This window comes from Sphingomonas sp. BAUL-RG-20F-R05-02, from assembly GCF_022662305.1.
GTDB lineage: Bacteria > Pseudomonadota > Alphaproteobacteria > Sphingomonadales > Sphingomonadaceae > Sphingomonas.
The window spans coordinates 36,932-55,426 of the sequence record NZ_JAKNQH010000004.1 but is presented as its reverse complement, the minus strand read 5'-3'; the positions used below and the strand labels follow the sequence as shown (position 1 = coordinate 55,426).

Sequence of the window (18,495 nt, the reverse complement as noted above, 5' to 3'; positions counted from 1 at the left end):
TCCTTAAGCGAGGCCGAGGCCACCGACGGCGAGGTCGATCAGCTTGATGCCGATGAACGGGGCGATCAGGCCGCCCAGTCCGTACACGGCGAGGTTGCGCGCGAGCAGCGGCCCGGCCCCCATCGGCTTGTACGTCACGCCCTTTAGCGCGAGCGGCACGAGCAGCGGGATGATGAGCGCGTTGAAGATGATCGCGCTGAGGATCGCGGATTGCGGGGTGCTGAGCCCCATCACGTTGAGCACGCCCAGGCCGGGATAGAGCGCGACGAACATCGCCGGAATGATCGCGAAATACTTCGCCACGTCGTTCGCGACCGAGAAGGTGGTGAGCGCACCGCGGGTCATCAGCAATTGCTTGCCCAAGCCCACGACCTCGATCAGCTTGGTCGGATCGCTGTCGAGATCGACCATGTTGCCGGCTTCGCGCGCAGCCTGCGTGCCGGTGTTCATCGCGACACCCACGTCGGCCTGCGCGAGCGCGGGCGCGTCGTTGGTACCGTCGCCACACATCGCGACGAGGCGGCCACCCCCCTGTTCCTTGCGGATCAGCGCGAGCTTGTCCTCGGGCGTGGCCTGCGCGAGGAAGTCGTCCACGCCCGCCTCGGCGGCGATGGCGGCGGCGGTGAGCGGGTTGTCGCCGGTGATCATCACCGTGCGGATGCCCATCGCGCGCAGTTCGCCGAAGCGTTCGCGGATGCCGGCCTTGACCACATCCTTGAGGAAGATCGCGCCGACCAGCTTGCCGTCGACCGCAACCGCCAGCGGCGTGCCGCCGGCGCGGGCGATCTCATCGGTGATGCGGCGCAGTTCGGTGGCCGTCGCAGTTTCGCCGACACCCGGATTGGCGCGCAGGATCGATTCGACCGCGCCCTTCTGGATCAGGTTGGCGCCGATCTGCACGCCCGAGATGCGGGTCTGCGCGGTGAAGGGGATCACCTCGGCCCCGTTGGGCAGCACCGCAGTACGGATGCCGAACTGTTCGCGCGCCAGCGTGACGATCGAGCGGCCTTCCGGGGTTTCGTCGGCCAGGCTGGCGAGCAGCGCCGCTTCGGCGAGATCGGTGGGCGATGCGCCGCCGACCGGACGGAACTCGCTCGCCTGACGGTCACCGATGGTGATGGTGCCGGTCTTGTCGAGCAGCAGCACGTCGATATCGCCCGCCGCCTCGACCGCACGGCCCGACTTGGCGAGCACGTTGAAGCGGACCAGACGGTCCATGCCGGCGATGCCGATCGCCGACAGCAGCGCCGCGATCGTGGTCGGGATCAGCGTGATGAGCAGCGCCGCGAGAATCGCGATCGGGATGCTCCCGCCAGCGTAGCGTGCGAACGCTGGGATCGTGCCGACCGCGATCAGGAAGATGATGGTCAGGCCGACCAGCAGGATCGTCAGTGCGATCTCGTTGGGGGTCTTCTGGCGTTCGGCACCCTCGACCAGCGCGATCATGCGATCCAGGAAGCCCTGGCCGGGTTCGACGGTGACGCGCACCTTGATCTGGTCGGAGATGACGCGCGTACCCGCGGTCACCGCCGAACGATCGCCGCCGCCCTCGCGGATCACCGGCGCACTTTCGCCGGTGATGGCGGCTTCGTTGACCGAGGCGACGCCCTCGATCACCTCGCCGTCGGACGGGATCAGGTCGTTCGTCTCGACCAGCACCACGTCGCCGACCGAGAGTTGCGTGGCGGGCACCGCTTCCCACGCGCCCTCGACGCCAATCAGGCGCTTGGCGCGCAGTTCCGCCTTGGTGTCACGCAGGCTCGCCGCCTGCGCCTTGCCGCGCCCCTCGGCCAAGGCTTCGGCGAAGGTGCCGAACAGCACCGTCAGCCACAGCCACACGACGAGTTGCAGCTTGAAGCCGGTGGTGAGGCTGTCATGCCCGACGACCAGCAGGACCGTCAGCAGCGTCGCCACCACGGCGGTGGTGAACATCACCGGGTTGCGGATCAGCTCGCGTGGCGAGAGTTTCCGGAAGGAGTCACCGATCGCGGGGAGGATCAGCTCCGCCGTGAACAGCGTGTTTGATTGTGCGCGTGCCATCTTGGGCGTCCCCGCTTAGAAGAGTTGTGCGCGGATCATCGCGAGATGATCGGCGATCGGACCGAGCGCGAGGCTCGGCAGGAAGGTGAGCCCGCCCAGGATCAGCACCGTGCCGACCAGCAGCCCGACCCACAGGCCGCCGGTCGTCGGGAATGATCCAGCACCCGCCGGCGTGTGCTTCTTGGCGGCAAGGCTGCCGGCGATCGCCAGCATCGGCACGATGATGAAGAACCGCCCGATCCACATCGCCACGCCGAGCATACCGTCGTAATACGGCGTGTTGGCGGTGAGGCCCGCAAAGGCGGAACCGTTGTTGCCGACCGCGCTGGTGAAGGCGTAGAGGATCTCCGAGAAGCCATGCGGCCCCTTGTTGAGCGGCCCTGCCAGCCCTGCTTGCAGCACCGACGAGATGGCGGTGAAGCCGAGGATGACGAGCGGCAGCACCGCGATCGCCAGCACCGCCAGTTTCACTTCTCGGGCTTCGATCTTCTTGCCGACATATTCGGGCGTGCGGCCGACCATCAGCCCCGCGACGAATACGGCGAGGATGGCGAATAGCAGGAAACCGTAGATGCCCGCACCGACGCCGCCGACGACGACTTCGCCAAGCTGGATGTTGAACAGCGGCACGAGACCGCCCAGCGCGGTGAAGCTGTCGTGCATCGCGTTGACCGCGCCGCACGACGCCGCCGTCGTCACCACCGAGAACAGCGAGGACGCGGCGATGCCAAAGCGCACCTCCTTGCCCTCCATGTTAGCGCCGGCGACGCCGAGGTGATGCAGCACGGGGTTGCCCGCGCTTTCCGCCGAATAGCTGACGACGGTGCCGATCAGGAACATGATGAGCATGGCGGACAGGATCGCCCAGCCCTGCCGCGTATCGCCGACCGCCTTGCCGAACGTCCAGGTCAGCCCGAAGCCGATCACGAAGATCGACAGCATCTGCAGCAGATCGGTCAAGGCGTTGGGGTTCTCGAACGGGTGCGCCGAGTTGGCGTTGAAGAAGCCGCCACCGTTGGTGCCGAGCATCTTGATCGCTTCCTGGCTCGCCACCGGGCCGATCGCGAGCGTCTGCTTCACGCCTTCGAGGGTCGAGACGTCGACCGTTCCGGCGAGCGTCTGCGGCACGCCGTTGGCGATCAGCACACCCGCATAAATCAGGCAGACCGGCAGCAGCAGATACAGCGTGATGCGAGTGACATCCGCCCAGAAGTTGCCGACGCTCTTGCTCTCACGCCGCGCGAAGCCGCGGAACAGCGCAAAGGCGAGCGCGATACCGGTCGCCGCCGACAGGAAGTTGTGGATGGTCAGCGCGAGCATCTGGCTGAGGTTCGACATGGTCGATTCGCCGCCGTAGCTCTGCCAGTTGGTGTTGGTGGTGAAGCTGATCGCGGTGTTGAACGACAGGTGCCCGACCGGTGCCGCGAGACCCTGCGGGTTGAACGGCAGGAACGCTTGCGCACGCAACACCACGTAGCTGAACAGCATCAGCGCGGCGTTGAACAACAGCATGTGCACGGCGTAACGCCGCCAGCCCTGCTCCTCCGCCGGGTTCACGCCCGACAGACGATAGAAGCCGCGCTCCACCGGCCCGAGGACAGTGTGGAACGGCGTGCGGCGGCCTTCGTACAGTGCAAACAGCCACGTGCCGACCGGCTTGGTCAGCGCGAGCAGCACGCCCACGAAGACGATAATCAGGATCCAGCCCTGGATGGTCATGGCGCCTCCCCCTTCAGAAGCGTTCGGGGCGGATGAGCACCGCCACCAGATAGATGAGCAGGCCCGCGGCGGCGATCGCGGCGAGCCATAGGTCGAGCGTCATCGAAAAAGCCTCCTCAGGCGTTGTCGCAAAGTCCGATGTAGGCGAGCGTCGCCAGCACGAGGCCGAGGAGGCCCGCGACACAGAGCACATCTTGCATCGGCTGATCCTTAAACGCGCGTGTTCGGCATGAGCGACCGGCGCGCGTACGCCGAGCTGTCGGCGGTGATGTTCGGCGGCGTGCCGATCGGGTTCCTGCTGGTCATCGTTGTGCCCCAGACGGCGGCGCGGGAGTGCGGTGCCGTTCGTGATGGCATCCGATTAGGCGTGTCGTGCGTAGCAATTCGAGATCGATTGCATGCTATCGCATAGCATTGGCGTATAGCCGGCTTGCCGCAGCACGGTGCCTTGCAGGTCGCGCAGCGTGCTTTTCTCAGAAGATATCAAGCCTGCCCCAAACACCCTTTCATCACGTTTTAAAGCCCAGCCCAGTCACTTAGCCAATGTTTGGTAAGTGATCGTTTATACCTCGCGCGGTATCGGTCGGGCGCGAGGAGCGAACGATGCGTGATGTGACGACGAAGTTGACGCCGTGTACTGGCTGTCGGGATGGAGCCGCGATCGACTTCGACATCGCCATGGCATTCCAGCCGATCGTCGACATCCGCACCGACAAGCCGTTCGCATACGAGGCGCTGGTGCGCGGGGCTGACGGCGAGAGCGCGGCGAGCGTGCTCGCGCGTGTCACGCCGGAGAACCGCTATGCCTTCGATCAGCGTTGCCGGGTGGCCGCGATCGAGGGCGCTGTCGCTGCGGGTATCCTCAACACCGACGCCAAGCTGTCGATCAACTTCCTGCCCAACGCGGTCTATTCGCCGGCCGCCTGCATCCAGTTAACGCTGAAGACAGCAGCGCAGGTCGGCCTGCCGATCGACCGGCTGATCTTCGAGTTCACCGAAAACGAGGAAATGGTCGATCCCGCGCACGTGACGAATATCGTCGCCACGTATCAGCGAATGGGGTTCGGCACCGCACTCGATGATTTCGGCGCCGGACATGCCGGGCTGAACCTGCTCGCACGGTTCCAGCCGGACGTCATCAAACTTGATATGGATCTGGTGCGCGGGCTCGATTCCAGCCTGCCTCGCCGCATGATCGTCGAAAGCGTGGTGCGTCTGTGCGAGAAGCTGGAGATTACCGTTATTGCCGAGGGCATCGAGACGGTCGCGGAACTTCGCGCGTTGGAAGCGATCGGCGTCCGCTATGTCCAAGGCTATATTTTCGCAAAGCCCGGCTTTCGTGCGCTGCCGCCGATCGCGCCTGTTCGCGACGGAACCGTCGCGCTGAGCGCGTAAGCCTCGGCGGATCGCGACCGGTGGCGCGGCCGCAACACTGCTAATGTAGCCGCACCTGCGTGGCCGTGGCCGAACAGGCCACGGCAGCGACAAGTAAGCTGCAAACGCTCGCTGAGGTCAGCCGAACGGATGTCGCAGGCGCCGGAACAGACCGCGCTTGCTGGTCGCCTCGAACATTTCGGACGGACTTTCGGGATCGAGCACCTCGTTATCGGCGAGCCACGTCTCGACTACGTTGAGATCCGGCACCTCATAGGGACGCAGTGATCGCCCATCGCCGCGCAGAGCCTCGATCGTCGCGATGATCGAGCCGCGTGCGGCGATCTCGGTGGTTATCCGGTCGGTCGGCACGCCGAGATGTTCGGAAATCAGGCCGTCGCGAATGGCGCAGATCGCCTGCGCGCCCTCGTCCCCCGCGTCGATCATGACGTCGCATTCGGTATCGAGGCCCATCGAACGGTTGTTCATGTTGGCCGAGCCGATCCGAAGCGTCTGCCCGTCCACGATCATCACCTTCGCATGAACGTAGATCGCCTCCCCACCCGCCGTATAGGGGTGGTACAGCCGCAGGCGATCGTTCCGGTCACGTTGCTTGAGCGCAGCGAATAACCGCGCGCGGGCGGTGTCCATCGCCACCGGCTCAAGCCAGCCCTGCGCGCTTCGCGGGTTGATGATGACGATTTCCGGGCAGTCGGGCTCGGCCAGCCGGGCGCCGATCGCCTCGGCGATGCGGCGCGCCGCGAAATACTGGCTCTCCGCGTAGATGCTGGTGCGCGCGCCCGCGATCTGCGCGACGAATAACCCCTCGATCTCCCGGATTTCCGGACAGTCCGGCATGTCGGGCCGGGTACGCGCGATGCCTACCTCGACATCGCGGAAGTCGGGGGTCAGCAGGTCCGGCCAGCAATCGGCCTGCGTCGTGATCGGGGCGATTTCGCCGCCACCGGCGCGCGACCAGCGATCGCGCGCGAGTTCGCCGAGCGTGGCCGCGATCGGTCCCTGCAGCGCGGTCGTTGCATCGTGCCATGGTTTGTAGGGCTTGCCGCGCGGCGTGACCCGGCCGGGCTCGTCATCGCGATGCGCGCGCGTGTCCCAGCGTTCGCTGGTCATGTCGATACCGCCGCAGAACGCCAGACAATCGTCGATCACGACGATCTTCTGGTGATGCGAGGCGGCAGGCGGGTGGAAGCCGTCCAGCCTGGTGTGGATGCGGGGATGCCGCATCCAGCGCAGGATCATCGCGATGTTCGAGCCCCGCATCAGCGTCTTCAGCGCGCCGACGTCCCAGCGCAGCAGATACACTTCCAACTGCGGATTGCGCTCGATCAGCCAGTAGATGAAATCGCCGACGCGACGTGGCTCGCCGTCTTCGCGCGCCTGATCCGTCAGCTCGATGCGCGCATCGAAGTCCCAGCCGATCAGCATGATACGACGCTGCGCCTTGAGCATCGCCGCTCGTGCGTTGCGGAAATAATCGTCCGCATCGACGATCACGCTCATCTGCGTTGCGCGGGCGCGGCGCCAGAATGCGCGAGTATCCAAGGTCACATCATTTCCCCCGAGAGGATCGTCTAGGGGCGGCGCGCTGCGCTGACCGGTCGCGTCCAGCGTTAAGCGATCGCAGGACTATGCACCAGTGGCGGCGGGCCGCGGGTCGGTGGCGATATAAGGCAGCAGGCGCAGGCGCGGGAACACGTCGTCGAGCGGTTTGGTGTCGGGCAGAATGTAGACCATCCCGCCTTTCTTCTGAAACAGCGGGCGCAATTGTTTGGTATAGAAGCTGGTGCCGACGTTGATGCAGCCGAAGCTGATGCGGTTGTCGTCGGGCGTCGGCGAAAGCAGCCGCTCGACGCGGCGTTCCTTTTTGTGGGTGGTAATCACCGCATGCAACGCGACCGAGTCGGCATAATCGACCCACAGCACGCGCGTGCCACCGAATGCCTTGCCGAACCTGGCGACGAACCGGCCGGCCGGCGTAGTCCGTTCGGCAGGACCGATCTCCGCAAGGCTCTTGGCGCCGACACCGGGCGAGGAATCGTCGCCTACGCCAATGCCGAGCAGCACCGGCGCCGTGCCGACAAGCTCCCCGTCCGCACGGTACAGGAACATGGTGGCGGCCTGCTTGTCGATGACGATATACGGCAACGAACCGTTGTCGTGTTCCGCCGCCACCCAAGCCAGCACGCGCGCGGCGGCTTCGGATGGCACCACCTCCGGCACAGCGACGGACGCGGTGGGTTTGGCGACGGCCTTGCGTTTGGTCGCGGCCCGGCGCGCTGCCGGCGGCGCGGCCTTCGGCTTGGCTTTGGCATGGGTAGCCGGCACCGCCACCGTCGCCGGGATGGCGGGCGACGGCGCTAGCACAAGCCACGCCGCCGCGATAACGGCGGCGTGGCGGTCAGGACGGAGCAGCTTCATCGACACGACGATAGTGTTCAGCAAAGCTGCCCCGCCAATGCAATAGCGACGTGCTGTCGCAATCAGCCGCGTGGCCGGCGCTGGGCACGCTGCTGAAGCTGCTGGACCTGCTGGTCCATCCCGTCGACACGGCCGCTGAGCTGATCGATCCGCTGGCCGTTCTGCTGTGCCTGGCCGGCTGCCGCCTGCGCCTGGCTGAGCGCCTGACCTGCCGTACCTTCCGTCGTGCGGAGCCGTCCGTCGATGCCGTCGATCCGCGAGTTCACGGTTGCGATCTGATCGTTCACATACCCCTTGGTAGCGCAGCCGCCGAGGGCGACCGAACCGATCAGGATGGCTGCCGCCACGGACGCTTTGGATGAAATCAAACGCATTACGCACCTCTCAAGGATTGGGTCGTCCAGACCAAGCTTCAGGAATGTAGCTTGGCAACCCGGATCTGGTCGGATCGTGCCCGAAACGGGTTGAAGGATGATTAATCTGGCGAAACGTCAATCTGATTACATCGAAATCCTCTCGCGTCTTGAGCTGAGCAGTGTCGGCAGCGCCGCTCATCGCGGCTAGCTTCATACCGACGACATCGATTCGGCTTCGGTTCAAAGGACCGCCACTATTCCGCGGCGACGCTGGCGCTGCCGCTGCGCGTGAGCGTCAGCATCACCGGATCGGCCGCATCATATCTCCGCCACGTCGGGGCCCCACCGCCGTTGGGATCGCCGGTCTTCACGAAGTTGACCAGGTACCCGGACATGACGTGCGCCGCCTTATGGTCGGCTTCGCTGGTCGCAGAACCATATTTGATATCGGCGGTGTCGAAGAAGAACGGGATGTCGGTGGCATGGCTCGCGCCTTTGGTGCGGGGCGTCCGTGCCGAGGTCGCGACATAATCGAAGCGGTAATAATAGACCGGCACCTTTTGCCCTGCGAGCAACCCGGCAAGATCGCGCGCGCCGGTAATCATCGCGCCGTCCGCGCCACCGATGTCGTCACTGGTCGCGCCGATCATCACCGGCACGTGCGCGAAGCGCCCCGCGCGGTAAGCCGTGAGGCTATCCACAAAGGTGCGGCCGTCGGGGACAGGGCCGCTATAGCCGCCTCGGTTCATCGCGGCGAGGTTGAGGCCGTCGACCACCTGTTCAGCGGGCAGCGCGCGTAGCTTCGCGGCAGCCCGCGGGTCGTCGGCGGCGATGCCCTTGCTCGCGGCGAAGGCAATGCCCGCCGCCTCGGCAGTCGCCAGCGACAGGCCGTTCGACGATCCCGTGCCACCCGACTGTACCACAGCGCGGCTGAACAGTCCGGTCGCTGCCGGCGACGTCAGCAGCGCGTGGACGGACATGCCGCCCGCACTCTCCCCGACGATCGTAACATTGGCAGGATCGCCACCGAAGCGCGCGATGTTGCTCTTCACCCACCGCAAGGCGGCGAGTTGGTCCAGCAGCCCGTAATCGGCATCTGCCGGCTTGAGGCCTGGATGCGCGAAGCTGCCGAACCGGCCCAGCCGGTAGTTGAAGCTCATCACCATGATGCCGTCACGGGCCAGCGCCGCGCCGCTGTACGTGGGCGGCGAAGATCCGCCGTTGACGAAACCGCCGCCGTAGATCCACACCATCACCGGCAGGTTTTTCGCCGCGCCCGCCGGTCGCCAGACATTGGCGTACAGGCAATCCTCCGCCGGCGCAGTTCCGAGCGGCGCCGCATCGCTTGGAAACGGCAGTTGCATGCAGTCTGCGGCGTACGCCGTCGCATCCCGCACCGCGCCCCAGGGCTTCACCGGCTGCGGCGCGCGCCAACGCAACGGACCGACCGGCGGGGCGGCGAAGGGTATTCCCTTGAACGAAACCACACCGCCCTCACGCATTCCACGTACGGCACCATTGGTGGTGCGTACGACGGGATTGCTCTGCGCTGCCGCTGTTCAAGTAATCAACAGGCCTGCCAGTGTCGCCACGCGTAAGACGTTGGACCTCATGCGCACTCTCCCGATCGTTATTTCGTAAGCCTTGATGGCACGTCCGCTTTTGCTTGGAAACGGCATCGTCAGTGCTTTGGCGGGCAGCGCAGACGATTCCGGCTGATCGTCGCAGGCCTTGACTCTGTACCATGGTACAGACCCTATGTTGGTTACAGGTCATCCATATACGTCGAAAGCCGCTCATGCCTGTAACCGCCGAACCTCGTACCGCCACCTTGTACCGCATGGTGATGGACAAGCACGTCTGCCCGTACGGGTTGAAGGCAAAGGACCTGCTGCGGCGCCAGGGTTACACCGTCGATGACAGGTGGCTGACCTCACGCGAGGCAACCGACGCGTTCAAGCTGGAGAACGGGGTGAAGACGACGCCGCAAGTATTTATCGCAGGGGTTCGGATCGGCGGTTACGACGACCTTCGTCGCCACCTCGGCAAGACCGTCGCGGACCCGAAGGCGACGACATACACGCCGGTCGCCGCGCTGTTCGCCGTGACCGCGCTGATGGCACTCGCCGTCAGCTATGGCGTCTATGCAACGGCGTTCACGCCGCGTGCCGCCGCGTGGTTCATCAGCTTCAGCATGGTGGTGCTGGCGCTGCTCAAGCTCCAGAACATTGAAAGTTTCGCCACGATGTTCCTCAACTACGATCTGCTGGCGAGACGATGGGTGCGCTACGCCTATATCTATCCATTCGCGGAGGCGTTTGCGGGGGTGCTGATGATCGCGGGCGTGCTGGCGTGGTTGTCGGCGCCGGTGGCATTGCTGATCGGCGGTATCGGAGCCATCTCCGTCGTCAAGGCGGTCTATGTCGACAAGCGCGCGTTGAAATGTGCGTGCGTGGGTGGATCCAGCAACGTGCCGCTCGGCTTCCTGTCGTTGACCGAGAACGTGCTGATGCTTGCGATGGCGGTTTGGACGGGTGTGGCAGCGCTCGGACCCGGAGGTTGAACTCGCCGGTGTTGGCGCCCCTCGCGATGCGGACGAACATCGGGTAGAGGCCGGCCGAACATCAAGGGACCCGTCATGGCGCGAATCCTGGTCATCGAGGACGATCCCGACACCGCACTCCAGATAACGACCGGGCTTGTCGCGCATGGCCATGACGTCGTGCACGTGGCGGACGGCCATGTCGCGCTGGAACGGGCGACGCGCGAGCCGTTCGACATTGCGACGCTCGACCGTATGTTACCGGGCCTTGACGGGCTGGCGGTGGTGGCGGCGCTGCGCGAGCGGCGGATCAGGCTGCCCGTGCTGATGATCAGCGCGCTGAGCGACGTTGACGCGCGGATTGCCGGCCTGCGTGCGGGCGGTGACGATTATCTCGTCAAGCCGTTCGCACCCGAGGAGATGGCGATGCGCGTCGAGGTGCTGCTGCGCCGTCGACAGGAACCGCCGGAGGCGGCGGTGCTGAGCGTCGGGGCGATCGCCATCGACCTGATCCGTCGTACGGTCACGGTTGCGGGCGAACCGGTGAAGCTGCTGCACATGGAGTTTCGCCTGCTGGAGATGCTCGCACGCCACGCCGGGGATACGCTCAGCCGGCGGATCATCTTCGAACAGGTCTGGGGCTATTACTTCGATCCCGGCGCGAACCTCATCAACGTCCATATCGCGCGGCTGCGCAAAAAGCTCGATCGGCCCGGCCACTCCTCCGCGATCGTGACCGTCAAGGGCGAGGGATATCGTCTCGATGCCGGTTGAACGGTTGCATCTGCGTGAGATTCGCAAGACCAGCACGTTCCGGCTGACCGTTCTACTCGGCCTGGTGTTCGCGCTCGGCATGGTGGCGCTGCTCGGGCTGATCTACGCCTTGTCAGCGCGCGAGCTGACCGTCCGCACCGACCATATCCTCTCGCACGAAGCAGAACGGTTGCGCGAGGTTGCGGCCGAGTCGCTGCCCGAGCAAATCGCGAGCGAAATCCGCCATAATGCGAGCGGCCTCACCTATTTCGGTCTGCAAGCGCGTAGCGGCGAGCTGATCGCGGGCAACCTGCGCGTCGCCGGCACGTTCCGCTTCGATCATCCAGCCAACATAGCGGCGCGCGCGGGCGAACACGGACCGTTGCGCGTGCTGGCGATCGAGGCACCGACCGGCGAGCGGATCCTGATCGCGCGCGATATCCGGCCGATCGTCGATCTGCGCCACCGCATCCTCATCATCCTCGTCGCCAGCGGGCTTGCCATCGTCGCATTGGTGCTCGGCGCCGGGTTCCTGCTCAGCCTCGCCCCGCTTCGGCGCGTGCGCGATCTACAGGAGACCAGCCGGCGTATCGCTGCCGGGCGGCTTGATCTGCGGATGCCGGTCGGGCGACGCGGCGACGAGCTCGATCTGTTCGCCGGGACCGTCAACACGATGATCGAGGAGGTCGAACGCGTCGTCGCGCAGGTGAAGGACGTGACGGACGCGGTCGCGCACGATCTGCGCACCCCACTCGCGCATGTGCGCGGCAAGTTGCAACGGGTCGTCGAACACAGCGTGGCCGACTCGACGCTGGCGGGGCTCGCCCGTTCCGCGATCGGCGATCTCGATCTGGTCCTGGAACGCTTCGCAGCGCTGTTGCGGATCTCGGAACTGGAGGCGCGTGGCCGCCGTGCCGGCTTCGCATCCGTGTCGCTCGCGCCACTGCTCGCCGATGTGCGCGATCTGTACGAGCCGCTTGCCGAAGATGCCGGCGTCACCCTGACGCTGGCAGGCGACGCGGATGTGGCGATCAAAGCCGACCCGCAATTGTTGTTCGAGGCGGTAAGCAACCTGACCGACAATGCCATCAAGTTTACCCGTGCGGGCGGCCACGTCGTCCTATCGCTGGCGGTAGAAGCGGAGACGGTCGAGATCGCCGTGCGCGACGATGGCCCCGGGCTTCCCGCGGGCGAGCGCGAAGCGGCGCTGCGCCGGTTCTATCGCGGCGTGGATGCGGCGGCGATTCCGGGCAGCGGCCTTGGCCTCAGCGTGGTTGCCGCAATTGTCCACCTGCACGGGTTCACGCTCGACCTCGGCGACGCCGCGCCGGGGCTCGTCGTCCGGATCCTCATCGCAAGGTGAATTTCATTTAAGGTGCGCGGCGCTGCAACGCGCATAGAGGGAGCCCCGTCATCCCACGCGGAAGATCGGGTTTATCGTGCTGCATCTCGTCAAACTTGCGCTCAGCAGGCCGTACACGTTCGTCGTCCTCGCCATCCTGATCGTGCTGGGCGGCTCGATCGCATGGGTGCGCACGCCGACCGATATCTTCCCGGACATCAAGATCCCGGTGATCGCTGTGGTATGGACCTATCGTGGTCTGCCGCCGGAGGACATGGCCGGCCGTGTCGTCTATTATTACGAGCGCCAGCTGACCAACTCGGTCAACGACATCGACCATATCGAAAGCCAGTCTCTGAACGGCATCGGCGTGGTGAAGATCTTCTTCCAGCCGGGCGTCGACATCCGCACAGCGTCAGCGCAGGTGACCGCCGCCTCGCAGACCGTGCTGAAGCAGATGCCGCCGGGCATCACCCCACCGCAGATCCTGAACTATAACGCCTCGACGGTGCCGATCCTGCAGCTCGCGCTGTCGGCGACGGACCTTTCCGAACAGAAGATCTTTGATCTGGGACAGAACTTCATCCGCCCTGCCCTCGCCTCCGTACAGGGCGCGGCGATCCCTTCGCCCTATGGCGGCAAGGAACGCCAGATCCAGATCGACCTTGATCCAGCCGCTTTGCAGGCCCGACATCTGTCCGCGAGCGACGTCGGCGCGGCGCTGGCGGCGCAGAACCAGATCGTGCCCGCCGGCACCGCCAAGATCGGCCAGTACGAATACAACGTCCGCCTCAACAACTCGCCCGAGGTGATCGACCAACTCAACGATCTGCCGATCAAGACGGTCGACGGCGCGACCGTCACGATGCGCGACGTGGCGCATGTCCGCGACGGATCGCCGCCGCAGCGCAACATCGTCCGCGTCAACGGTGGACGCGCGGTGCTGATGACGATCCTGAAATCGGGTGCGACCTCGACCGTCGCGATCGTCGATCAGGCCAAGGCGCTGCTGCCCAAGATCCGCGAAACGCTGCCGCCGTCGCTGAAGGTGCAGCCGCTGTCGGACCAGTCGCTGTTCGTGAAAGCCGCCGTATCGGGCGTCATCAAGGAAGGCGTGATCGCCGCCGCGCTCACCTCGTTGATGATCCTGCTGTTCCTCGGCTCCTGGCGCTCGACGGTCATCATCGCCGCCTCGATCCCGCTCGCCATCCTCGCCGCCGTGGCAGGGCTCGCGGCGGCGGGACAGACGCTCAACATCATGACATTGGGCGGCCTCGCGCTCGCGGTGGGCATTCTGGTCGACGATGCGACCGTCACGATCGAGAACATCAACTGGCACCTAGAACAGGGCAAGCCGGTACGCGCCGCGATCCTCGACGGCGCGCGGCAGATCGTCGGACCGGCGTTCGTGTCGCTGATGTGCATCTGTATCGCCTTCCTGCCGATGTTCTTCCTGCCCGGCGTCGCCGGTTTCCTGTTCGCGCCGATGGCGATGGCGGTCGTGTTCGCGATGATCGCTTCGTTCGTGCTGTCGCGCACGCTCGTCCCGACGATGAGCAATTACCTGCTGCGCGAACATGCCGGCGAACACACCGCCGAGGTGATGGTCAGCCATGACGCCAGGGCCGGCCGCCCGAACAGCCGCAACGTGCTGCGCCGGTTCCAGAGCGGGTTCGAGCATCGCTTCGAGCGGGTGCGCGGCTATTACGTCGCCATCCTAGACTTCGCGCTGGCGCGGCGGCGGGTGTTCGTGCCCGCCTTCCTGCTGGTGGTGCTGCTCTCGTTCGCGCTGATCCCGATGCTCGGCCGCAACTTCTTCCCGACCATCGACGCGGGCCAGATCAACCTGCACGTCCGCGCGCCGATCGGCACGCGTATCGAGGAAACCGCAGCGATGTTCGACCATGTCGAGGATCGCATCCGCAGCGTCATCCCGCCCGCGGATCTTGGCTCCATCGTCGACAACATCGGCATGCCGGTGTCGGGCATCAACCGCGCCTATTCGAACACCGGCGGCGTCGGACCGCAGGACGGCGACATCCTCGTCACGCTGAACGAGGGGCACGCGCCGACCGCCGGCTACGTGCGGGCGCTGCGCAAGGCGCTGCCCGACAGTTTCCCTGGCTCCGTCTTCTCGTTCCTGCCTGCCGACATCATCAGCCAGATCCTCAACTTCGGCGCCCCCGCGCCGATCGACGTGATGGTGACGGGCCGCGATACAAAAGGCAGCAAGGCCTATGCGCATGCACTGGCGGCGCAACTGCGCCACATACCCGGCATCGCCGATGTACGGGTGCAGCAGACCGAGGCCTATCCAGAACTCGACTTCGACGTGAACCGCGCGCGGGCGAACCGGGTCGGCATCACCGAAAACGACGTGACGCGCAGCATGGCGGTGAACCTCGCCGGCAGCTTCCAAGTCGCGCCGGCGTTCTGGCTGAACCCGAAGAACGGCGTGTCCTATCCGATCGTGGTGCAGACGCCGCAATACCGTACAGATTCCCTGTCCGCGCTCCAGAACCTGCCGATCACCGGGGCTGGCGGCAGCTACCAGATCCTTGGCGGGCTCGGCACGCTGCACCGTGAGCCATCGCCGGCGGTGGTGACACATTATGCCGTACAGCCATCCTACGATGTCTACGCAACCACGCAGGGTCGCGATCTCGGCGCGGTGGCGGGCGATATCCAGCGGGTGCTGGACGCCAACAAGGCGGCATTGCCCAAAGGCGCGAGCGTGAAGCTGCGCGGCCAGGTCGAGACGATGAACACCGCGTTCTCCGGCCTGATCTTCGGCCTGATCGGCGCGATCGTGCTGATCTATCTGCTGCTCGTCGTCAATTTCCAGAGCTGGATCGACCCGGCCGTCATCGTGTCGGCACTACCGGCGGCGCTCGCCGGGATCGTGTGGATGCTGTTCGCCACGCATACGCCGCTTTCGGTGCCGGCCTTGACGGGCGCGATCATGTGCATGGGCGTCGCCACCGCGAACTCGGTGCTGGTGGTCAGCTTCGCGCGTGAACGCCTTGCCGAAACGGGCGACGCCTTTCGCGCCGCCGCCGAAGCCGGCGCAACCCGCTTCCGCCCGGTGCTGATGACGGCGCTCGCGATGATCATCGGCATGGCGCCGATGGCGCTCGGCCTGGGCGAAGGCGGCGAGCAGAACGCGCCGCTGGGCCGCGCCGTGATCGGCGGGCTGATCTGCGCGACGCTTGCCACGCTCGTCTTCGTACCCGTGGTCTTTTCGATCGCGCACCGCCGCGCACGTGGCACCGCCCCTGCCCCAGCCCCTGCCCCTGCAACTTCGACCACGGAATCCCTCGCTCATGCCGGATGAAGCCACCCCCGCCGAAGCGCCCGCCAAGGCACCGCACGGTCTAAAGACCGCCGGCATCGTCGCCGCTCTGGTCGCCGCCGGCGTGATCGCGGCCGGTACCATGGTGCGGGCGCACGATACCGACAGCGCGCAAAGCTGGTCGGACGCGCGTGCGGTGCCGACGGTGCATCTCGTGCCGGTCAAGGCATCGTCGGCAAGCGACGCGCTAACCCTGCCCGGCACGATGCAGGCCTGGAATGCCGCCAAGCTCTACGCCCGCGTCGGCGGCTATGTCAGCGCGTGGTACAAGGACATCGGCGCGCAGGTCGGCGCGGGCACGCCGCTCGGCAAGATCGATACGCCCGAACTCGATCAGCAGATCGTCTCCGCGCGCGCGGCACTGGTCAGCGCGCAGGCGCACGCCGGCCTGGCGCGCTCGACGGCGGCGCGCTGGAACGACCTGCTGACCGACAATTCCGTGTCCAAGCAGGAGGTGGACGAGAAGAACGGGGATCTCGCGGTACGCAACGCGGCCGTGATGGCGGCGCGCGCCGATCTCGGCCGGCTGATCGCGCAGAAGGCGTTTTCCACCGTGCGCGCGCCGTTCGCCGGCACCGTGACGGTGCGATCCGCCGATATCGGCGATCTCGTCGGCCCGGGCGCCAGCGTGCAGACACCGATGTTCGCCGTCGCGGATACCGGACGCATCCGCATCTATGTCAACGTGCCGCAAAGCTACTCGGCTGCAATCACGCCGGGCCTGAGCGCAACACTCACCGTACCGGACTATCCGGGCCGCACCTTCGCCGCGCACGTGGTCGGCAGTTCGGGCGCGATCAACACGCAGAGCGGCACGTTTCAGGTCCAATTGATCGCCGACAACCGGGACGGCGCCTTGCGGCCGGGTGGCTATGCCCAGGTCAGCTTTGATGTACGCGGGCAGTCTGGGACGGTGCAGATCCCGTCGAGCACCCTGCTGTTTCGTGCGCAGGGTACCCAGATCGCGACCGTCGGCGCGCATCATCACATTCACCTGCGCCCGATCACGATCGGCCGCGACCTCGGCCAGACGGTGGAGGTGACGTCCGGCTTGCCTGCCACGCAAAAGATCGTCGACAACCCGCCGGACTCGATCGCGGAGGGGCAATTGGTACGCGTCGAAGGTGGTACGCATGGCTAAGCGCACGCTGTTTGCGCTGGTGCTGGCGGCGGGCACCGCCGGCTGTTCATTCGCGCCGCCCTATCACCCGCCGGTCACCACACCGGTCGTGGCCTACAAGGAAGCCGGCCCGTGGCAGCCCGCCGCCACGACGGCGGCTTTGCCCGGCGACTGGTGGACGGTGTTCGACGACGCGACGCTCGACCACCTAGAGGCCAAGATCGCCAGCGACAATCCGACCCTTGCCGGTGCACTCGCCCGCTACGACGGTGCGCGCGCGGCACTTGGCCAAACCAGAGCTGGGCTGCTGCCGACGCTTGGCGTGGACACCAGCCTCACCCGCAATCGGCAGTCCGATAACCGCCCGCTACGCGGCGCCAACCAGCCGGACGTTTACAGCGCGGACACGGTCGAGGCGAGCTTCGGCTACGAGATCGACCTGTGGGGCCGGGTGCGCAACAGTGTGGCGGCGGGGAACGCTTCGGTGCAGGCGAGCGGCGACGATCTCGCGGCGATCCGACTGAGCCTGCAGGCCGACCTTGCGAGCGACTATATGGCGCTTCGCGGATATGACCGGCAGGCCGAGCTGCTCACCCAGACGGTCGCTGCCTTCGCCAGGGCCGATCACCTGATCGCGCGGCGTTTTCAGGCCGGCATCGCCAGCGGCATCGAGACGAGCAGGTCTGGCGCGCAACTCGCGGAGGCCCGCGCGCAACTTGCTGATGTCGCCGCCGCGCGTGCCGTCACCGAACACGCCATCGCCAGTCTGACCGGGACGCCCGCGTCGAACTTCTCGATCGCGCCGAACGCTCCTGACGTCGCGGTCCCTGCGGTACCGATCGGCCTGCCCTCCACGCTGATCGAGCGCCGCCCCGATATCGCTGCCGCCGAACGCCGCGTCGCCGCCGCCAACGCCGGGATCGGCGTGGCCAAGGCCGCGTTCTTCCCGGCGATCCGGCTCGGTGCGAGCGGTGGCTTTCAGAACACCGGTCTGCCCGGCCTGATCTCCGCCCCCAACGAGATCTGGTCGATCGGACCGAGCGCGGTTCTCAACCTGTTCGACGGCGGGCGCCGCCGTGCAGAACTCGCCGCCGCCCGCGCCCGATGGGCGAGCGCGAGCGCGGACTATCGCGCGACGGTGCTGACCGCGTTCCAGCAAGTGGAGGACAATTTGGCGCAGCTCCGCCACCTTGGCGACGAGGCTGCGGCCGAGAATGAAGCGGTACGGCAGGCGGCGATCACCGAAAGGCTGACGCTCCACCGCTACACCAAGGGTGCCGTCACGTATCTGGAGGTCTTTACCGCCCAGACGACGGCGCTGCGTGCACGCCGCGCCGCGCTGGATCTCGAGACCCGCCGGCTCCAGGCGAGCGTTCGGCTGATCCGGGCGGTGGGCGGCGGCTGGCGGGAAAATGCGCCCTCCTGATGATACAGGGAAAGCTCTACCAGCGGGTCACG

At 66.1% G+C, this 18,495-nt stretch carries 14 protein-coding genes and 1 pseudogene; 8 read left to right on the top strand and 7 right to left on the bottom strand.

All coding sequences use genetic code 11. The features are described 5' to 3' along the window. Window positions 1-3 precede the first annotated feature (3 nt). The 3 genes from kdpB to kdpF are packed head-to-tail and all read right to left on the bottom strand — an operon-like array spanning window position 4 to window position 3,862. Window positions 4-2,040: a potassium-transporting ATPase subunit KdpB gene (gene kdpB, locus L8F97_RS10360; RefSeq protein WP_242149178.1), complete on the bottom strand. Its 2,037-nt coding sequence runs from the start codon at window positions 2,038-2,040 to the stop codon at window positions 4-6. A 15-nt stretch (window positions 2,041-2,055) separates the two neighbouring features. Further along, window positions 2,056-3,759, bottom strand: coding sequence for a potassium-transporting ATPase subunit KdpA (gene kdpA / locus L8F97_RS10355; RefSeq protein ID WP_242149176.1), 1,704 nt, complete (start codon window positions 3,757-3,759; stop codon window positions 2,056-2,058). A 13-nt stretch (window positions 3,760-3,772) separates the two neighbouring features. Continuing rightward, entirely contained in the window at window positions 3,773-3,862 is a 90-nt protein-coding gene (kdpF, locus tag L8F97_RS10350) for a K(+)-transporting ATPase subunit F (RefSeq protein WP_242149174.1), read from the bottom strand. Between the two features lie 126 nt (window positions 3,863-3,988). On the opposite strand from kdpF, the gene L8F97_RS10345 reads away from it, so the two are divergent. Further along, window positions 3,989-4,171 carry a hypothetical protein gene (locus L8F97_RS10345; RefSeq protein WP_242149173.1) on the top strand — a complete coding sequence of 61 codons (183 nt, stop codon included), beginning with the start codon at window positions 3,989-3,991 and terminating at the stop codon, window positions 4,169-4,171. 266 nt (window positions 4,172-4,437) lie between these two features. Then, entirely contained in the window at window positions 4,438-5,154 is a 717-nt protein-coding gene (locus L8F97_RS10340; protein WP_242150119.1) for an EAL domain-containing protein, read from the top strand. Window positions 5,155-5,271: 117 nt separating this feature from the next. Here the strand turns inward: L8F97_RS10340 and L8F97_RS10335 are convergent, their stop codons facing one another. From L8F97_RS10335 to L8F97_RS10320, 4 genes and pseudogenes are all read right to left on the bottom strand, one after another. Further along, the gene (locus L8F97_RS10335) at window positions 5,272-6,654 is read right to left on the bottom strand and encodes a phospholipase D-like domain-containing protein (RefSeq protein WP_242150116.1); all 1,383 of its coding nucleotides are present in this window, start codon (window positions 6,652-6,654) and stop codon (window positions 5,272-5,274) included. 126 nt (window positions 6,655-6,780) lie between these two features. Further along, the gene (locus L8F97_RS10330; protein ID WP_242149171.1) at window positions 6,781-7,596 is read right to left on the bottom strand and encodes a L,D-transpeptidase; all 816 of its coding nucleotides are present in this window, start codon (window positions 7,594-7,596) and stop codon (window positions 6,781-6,783) included. A 38-nt stretch (window positions 7,597-7,634) separates the two neighbouring features. Next, window positions 7,635-7,946 (bottom strand): hypothetical protein, encoded by a 312-nt coding sequence (locus tag L8F97_RS10325; RefSeq protein ID WP_242149169.1) that lies wholly within the window; start codon window positions 7,944-7,946, stop codon window positions 7,635-7,637. 236 nt (window positions 7,947-8,182) lie between these two features. Then, a pseudogene (locus L8F97_RS10320) lies at window positions 8,183-9,481 on the bottom strand (carboxylesterase/lipase family protein); the annotation flags it as partial. 245 nt (window positions 9,482-9,726) lie between these two features. On the opposite strand from L8F97_RS10320, the gene L8F97_RS10315 reads away from it, so the two are divergent. The 6 genes from L8F97_RS10315 to L8F97_RS10290 all read left to right on the top strand — a co-directional run bounded on the left by L8F97_RS10315 (window position 9,727) and on the right by L8F97_RS10290 (window position 18,463). Next, entirely contained in the window at window positions 9,727-10,491 is a 765-nt protein-coding gene (locus L8F97_RS10315) for a glutaredoxin (protein ID WP_242149165.1), read from the top strand. A gap of 75 nt (window positions 10,492-10,566) precedes the next feature. Continuing rightward, the gene (locus L8F97_RS10310; RefSeq protein WP_242149163.1) at window positions 10,567-11,244 is read left to right on the top strand and encodes a response regulator transcription factor; all 678 of its coding nucleotides are present in this window, start codon (window positions 10,567-10,569) and stop codon (window positions 11,242-11,244) included. Then, a complete protein-coding gene (locus L8F97_RS10305) occupies window positions 11,234-12,586 on the top strand; it encodes a sensor histidine kinase (RefSeq protein ID WP_242149161.1) in 1,353 nt (450 codons plus the stop codon). Before L8F97_RS10310 ends, L8F97_RS10305 begins: the two co-directional genes overlap by 11 nt. A 76-nt stretch (window positions 12,587-12,662) precedes the next feature. After that, window positions 12,663-15,899, top strand: a complete 3,237-nt coding sequence (locus L8F97_RS10300; RefSeq protein ID WP_242149159.1) for an efflux RND transporter permease subunit — start codon at window positions 12,663-12,665, stop codon at window positions 15,897-15,899. After that, complete coding sequence (locus L8F97_RS10295; RefSeq protein WP_242149158.1) at window positions 15,889-17,058, top strand: efflux RND transporter periplasmic adaptor subunit; 1,170 nt, start codon at window positions 15,889-15,891, stop codon at window positions 17,056-17,058. The genes L8F97_RS10300 and L8F97_RS10295 overlap by 11 nt, the downstream gene beginning before the upstream one ends. Continuing rightward, window positions 17,051-18,463, top strand: coding sequence for an efflux transporter outer membrane subunit (locus L8F97_RS10290; protein ID WP_242149156.1), 1,413 nt, complete (start codon window positions 17,051-17,053; stop codon window positions 18,461-18,463). Before L8F97_RS10295 ends, L8F97_RS10290 begins: the two co-directional genes overlap by 8 nt. The last annotated feature ends 32 nt before the right edge of the window (window positions 18,464-18,495 follow it).

What these genes read in the sequence shown, in the direction of transcription:
- kdpB (WP_242149178.1), bottom strand. Translation starts at nt 2,040, where the DNA reads ATGGCACGCGCACAATCAAACACGCTGTTCACGGCGGAGCTGATCCTC.
- kdpA (WP_242149176.1), bottom strand. Translation starts at nt 3,759, where the DNA reads ATGACCATCCAGGGCTGGATCCTGATTATCGTCTTCGTGGGCGTGCTG.
- kdpF (WP_242149174.1), bottom strand. Translation starts at nt 3,862, where the DNA reads ATGACGCTCGACCTATGGCTCGCCGCGATCGCCGCCGCGGGCCTGCTC.
- L8F97_RS10345 (WP_242149173.1), top strand. Translation starts at nt 3,989, where the DNA reads ATGAGCGACCGGCGCGCGTACGCCGAGCTGTCGGCGGTGATGTTCGGC.
- L8F97_RS10340 (WP_242150119.1), top strand. Translation starts at nt 4,438, where the DNA reads ATGGCATTCCAGCCGATCGTCGACATCCGCACCGACAAGCCGTTCGCA.
- L8F97_RS10335 (WP_242150116.1), bottom strand. Translation starts at nt 6,654, where the DNA reads ATGAGCGTGATCGTCGATGCGGACGATTATTTCCGCAACGCACGAGCG.
- L8F97_RS10325 (WP_242149169.1), bottom strand. Translation starts at nt 7,946, where the DNA reads ATGCGTTTGATTTCATCCAAAGCGTCCGTGGCGGCAGCCATCCTGATC.
- L8F97_RS10315 (WP_242149165.1), top strand. Translation starts at nt 9,727, where the DNA reads ATGCCTGTAACCGCCGAACCTCGTACCGCCACCTTGTACCGCATGGTG.
- L8F97_RS10310 (WP_242149163.1), top strand. Translation starts at nt 10,567, where the DNA reads ATGGCGCGAATCCTGGTCATCGAGGACGATCCCGACACCGCACTCCAG.
- L8F97_RS10305 (WP_242149161.1), top strand. Translation starts at nt 11,234, where the DNA reads ATGCCGGTTGAACGGTTGCATCTGCGTGAGATTCGCAAGACCAGCACG.
- L8F97_RS10295 (WP_242149158.1), top strand. Translation starts at nt 15,889, where the DNA reads ATGCCGGATGAAGCCACCCCCGCCGAAGCGCCCGCCAAGGCACCGCAC.
- L8F97_RS10290 (WP_242149156.1), top strand. Translation starts at nt 17,051, where the DNA reads ATGGCTAAGCGCACGCTGTTTGCGCTGGTGCTGGCGGCGGGCACCGCC.